This window comes from Burkholderia sp. HAN2018, from assembly GCF_024704855.1.
Taxonomy (GTDB): Bacteria; Pseudomonadota; Gammaproteobacteria; order Burkholderiales; family Burkholderiaceae; genus Burkholderia; species Burkholderia cepacia.
The window spans coordinates 1-4,124 of sequence record NZ_QOBB01000380.1 but is presented as its reverse complement, the minus strand read 5'-3'; the positions used below and the strand labels follow the sequence as shown (position 1 = coordinate 4,124).

Here is a 4,124-nt window from a genome sequence, read left to right as displayed (position 1 = left end):
CGGCTGCGCCCGCGCCGGCCGCGCAGCCCAACCGCTCGCGCTGGCTCGGGCCGATCGCCGGCCTCGCGGCCGGTCTCGGCATCGCGGCGCTGCTGTCGCACTTCGGCCTGGGCGGCGCATTCGCGAGCATGATGGCGAACGTCATCGTGATCGCGCTGCTCGCGATGGTCGGCATCTGGCTGATCCGCAAGTTCATGAACCGCCGTCGTCCGCAGGAGCCGGCATACTCGGTCGGCGGTTCGGCGTCGTCGTCGGGCGGCTACTCGCAGAGCCCGTCGTTCCAGCAGGGCGGCACCGGCAGCAACTATGCGGGTAGCGGCAGCAGCTACGCGAACGAAGCGCAAGGCGTGTTCGGCGGCGGTGCCGCGGGCGCAGGCGCGGCAGCGGCGGCGGCAGCACCGCTCCAGGTGCCGGCCGGCTTCGACACCGAAGCGTTCCTGCGCAGCTCGAAGGTTTATTTCGTGCGCCTGCAGGCTGCGTGGGACCAGGGCAACCTGGCCGACATCCGCGAGTTCACGACGCCCGAAATGTTCGCCGAGATCAAAATCGACCTCGATTCGCGCGGCAACGAGTCGAACCAGACCGACGTCGTGCAGCTCGACGCGGAACTGGTCGCGATCGAGGATCGCGGCATCGAGCAGTCGGCGAGCGTGCGTTTCCATGGGCTGATCCGCGAATCGGCGAATGCGTCGGCCGCGCCGTTCGACGAGGTGTGGAACCTGTCGAAGTCGGGCAGTCAGGGCTGGCTGCTCGCGGGCATCCAGCAGATCAACACGCACTGAGCGTGTCCGGCGGCCACGCCGCCGGACACCCGGGCAAAGGCTGCCGCACTGCGACCGCTTGCCGCCCGGGTGTGCGGTCAGGCACGGCCTGCCGACGATCCGACGTTACAATAGAAACCCGCGTGGGCGCCCGGCCTGCGCGGGTTTTTTCTTTCCCAGCCCGATGACCTTTGCCGCCAAGCCTTTTGCTGCTGCTGTCAATCACCTGCTCGCCCGCGAATCGTGGGCGCGCGACCGCCTGATTCCGTATGCGGGCAAGACTGCCCGGATCGACGTGCCTCCCGTTACGCTCACGCTGCTGGTGCAGCCCGACGGCTATCTGTCGGCCGTCGACGCGCACGATGCGCAACAGGTCGACGTGTCGATCGCGCTCGCGGGCGACACGGTCGCCGCGTTCCTGCAGGGCGGCCAGGCGGCCGTGATGAAGCACGTGAAGATCGAGGGCGATGCGGAGTTCGCGACACAGATCGCGAAGCTGGCCGAGCACTTGCGCTGGGAACCTGAAGAAGATCTCGCGAAGCTGGTCGGCGACGCGGCGGCATACCGGATCGCGACGGTCGTGCGCGACGCCGGTGCGCGCGCGCGACGTACCGGCCGCAACGTGCTCGATTCCGTTGCCGAATACTGGCTCGACGAGAACCCGCAAGTCGTCCGGCGCGCGTCGCTCGGCGGCTTCGACGCCGAACTGGCGCGCGCACGCGATGCGCTCGCGCGGGTCGAAAAGCGGGTCGAACGACTCGAACAAAAAATCGGCGCGCGCACGGGTTCCGGCCCGCGCGGCGCGCACTGAGGGCCGCAGGGCATGCGCATTTTCCGTTTCATCAAGATTGTCTACACCGTCATCCGCTTTGGTCTCGACGAAGTGATGCTGTCCCGGATCGACGACCGGCGCGTGAAGCTGCTGCTGCGGATCACGACGATCGGTCGCCGTTATTCCGATCCGCCGGCGGTGCGGCTGCGTCATGCGCTCGAAAGCCTCGGCCCGATCTTCGTCAAGTTCGGCCAGGTGCTGTCGACGCGCCGCGACCTGCTGTCGGTCGATTTCGCGAACGAACTCGCGAAGCTGCAGGATCAGGTGCCGCCGTTCGATTCGGCGGTCGCGATCGGGATCATCGAGAAGTCGCTCGGTGCGCCGGTCGACGAGCTGTTCGACGAATTCGAGCGGGAGCCGGTCGCGAGCGCGTCGATCGCGCAGGTGCATTTCGCGAAGCTCAAGCAGGGCCAGCACGCGGGCAAGGCCGTCGCGGTCAAGGTGCTGCGCCCGAACATGCTGTCCGTGATCGATTCCGACCTCGCGCTGATGCGCGACATCGCGATCTGGACCGAGCGCATGTGGGCCGACGGCCGGCGCCTGAAGCCGCGCGAGGTCGTCGCCGAGTTCGACAAGTACCTGCACGACGAGCTCGACCTGATGCGCGAGGCCGCCAACGGCAGCCAGCTGCGCCGCAACTTCGCGGGCCTCGATCTGCTGCTCGTGCCCGAGATGTTCTGGGATTTCTCGACGTCGCAGGTGCTCGTGATGGAGCGCATGACCGGCGTGCCGATCAGCCAGGTCGAGACGCTGCGTTCGGCCGGTGTCGACATCAAGAAGCTTGCGCGCGAAGGCGTCGAGATCTTCTTCACGCAGGTGTTCCGCGACGGCTTCTTCCATGCGGACATGCACCCGGGCAACATCCAGGTGAGCCTCGATCCGAACACCTTCGGCCGCTACGTCGCGCTCGATTTCGGGATCGTCGGCGCGCTGTCCGATTTCGACAAGAACTACCTCGCGCAGAACTTCCTCGCGTTCTTCAAGCGCGACTACCACCGCGTCGCGACGCTCCACCTCGAATCGGGCTGGGTGCCGCCCGAGACGCGCGTCGAGGAGCTCGAAAGCGCGATCCGTGCGGTGTGCGAGCCGTATTTCGATCGCGCGCTGAAGGACATCTCGCTCGGCCAGGTGCTGATGCGCCTGTTCTCGACGTCGCGCCGCTTCAACGTCGAGATCCAGCCGCAACTCGTGCTGCTGCAGAAGACGATGCTGAACGTCGAGGGGCTCGGCCGCTCGCTCGACCCCGAGCTCGACCTGTGGAAGACCGCGAAGCCGTACCTCGAGCGCTGGATGACCGAGCAGATCGGCCTGCGCGGCTGGTACGAGCGCTTCAAGGTCGAAGCGCCGCAGTGGAGCAAGACGCTGCCGCAACTGCCGCGCCTGATCCATCATGCGATGGCGGCGCGCCACGACGCGCCGCGCGCGGCGAGCGAGGACCTGATGCGCCAGATTCTCGTCGAGCAGAAGCGGACGAACCGGCTGCTGCAGGCGTTGCTGATCTTCGGTCTCGCCGTCGGCGTCGGGGCGCTTGTCGCGCGCGTGCTGCTCGCGCTCGCGTACGGCACATGACCGAAAGGAGCAGGGCGATGTCCGATCCGAAGCAACCGGCTACACCGGCGGCCGCCGATTTCACGACGCGCGATCCCGGCAACGCATCGTTCTGGGACGAACGTTTCGCGCGTGGCGTGACGCCGTGGGAATTCGGTGGCGTGCCCGACGGGTTTCGCGTGTTCGCGCACCGGCTCGAGCCGTGCGCGGTGCTGATTCCAGGCTGCGGCAGTGCGCAGGAGGCCGGGTGGCTCGCGCAGGCCGGCTGGCCCGTGCGTGCGATCGATTTCTCCGCGCAGGCAGTGGCAGTTGCGAAAGCGCGGCTCGGCGCGCACGCGGAAGTCGTCGAGCAGGCCGATTTCTTTTCGTACCGGCCGCCGTTCGACGTGCAGTGGGTGTACGAGCGCGCGTTCCTGTGCGCGCTGCCGCCGGCCATGCGCGCCGGCTACGCGGCACGCATGGCCGAGCTGCTGCCCGTGGACGGATTGCTGGCAGGTTATTTCTTCCTGATGGCGAAACCGAAGGGGCCGCCGTTCGGAATCGAGCGCGCCGAACTTGATGCGCTGCTCACGCCGCACTTCGAACTGATCGAGGATTTGCCCGTGACCGATTCGCTGCCCGTGTTCGAAGGTCACGAGCGCTGGCTGACGTGGCGCCGCCGCTGATGCGCGGGTGTCGCGGCCATTGCCGGAGCGCGGCGGGGTTTCAGCTATAATTCAAGGTTTTGCAAGCCGTTTCCAGTTTCCGCGGGAAAAATATCATGCCGATCTACGCCTATCGATGCGAAGCGTGTGGCTTCGCGAAGGACGTGCTCCAGAAGATGAGCGATGCGCCGCTGTCGCAGTGCCCGGAATGCGGGAAGGATGCATTTCGCAAGCAGGTCACTGCGGCGGGCTTCCAGCTGAAGGGTTCGGGTTGGTATGTCACCGATTTCCGCGGCGGTTCGGGCGGCACCAGCGCGCCGGCGACGGCGTCGGGCGACG

5 protein-coding genes are annotated in these 4,124 nt (G+C 67.1%); all 5 read left to right on the top strand.

Translation table 11 applies throughout. The features are described from left to right. The coding region (locus DPV74_RS39690) for a Tim44 domain-containing protein (protein WP_162923286.1) at positions 1–782 on the top strand (782 nt) is incomplete at its 5' end. 163 nt (positions 783–945) lie between these two features. After that, positions 946–1,572, top strand: a complete 627-nt coding sequence (locus tag DPV74_RS39685) for an SCP2 domain-containing protein (protein WP_006487883.1) — start codon at positions 946–948, stop codon at positions 1,570–1,572. Between the two features lie 12 nt (positions 1,573–1,584). Beyond that, positions 1,585–3,162 carry a ubiquinone biosynthesis regulatory protein kinase UbiB gene (gene ubiB / locus DPV74_RS39680; protein ID WP_027789152.1) on the top strand — a complete coding sequence of 526 codons (1,578 nt, stop codon included), beginning with the start codon at positions 1,585–1,587 and terminating at the stop codon, positions 3,160–3,162. Between the two features lie 17 nt (positions 3,163–3,179). Further along, complete coding sequence (locus tag DPV74_RS39675) at positions 3,180–3,806, top strand: methyltransferase domain-containing protein (RefSeq protein WP_119339173.1); 627 nt, start codon at positions 3,180–3,182, stop codon at positions 3,804–3,806. Between the two features lie 95 nt (positions 3,807–3,901). After that, positions 3,902–4,124 (top strand): FmdB family zinc ribbon protein (locus DPV74_RS39670; RefSeq protein ID WP_049017300.1); only part of this gene is annotated, 223 nt, incomplete at its 3' end.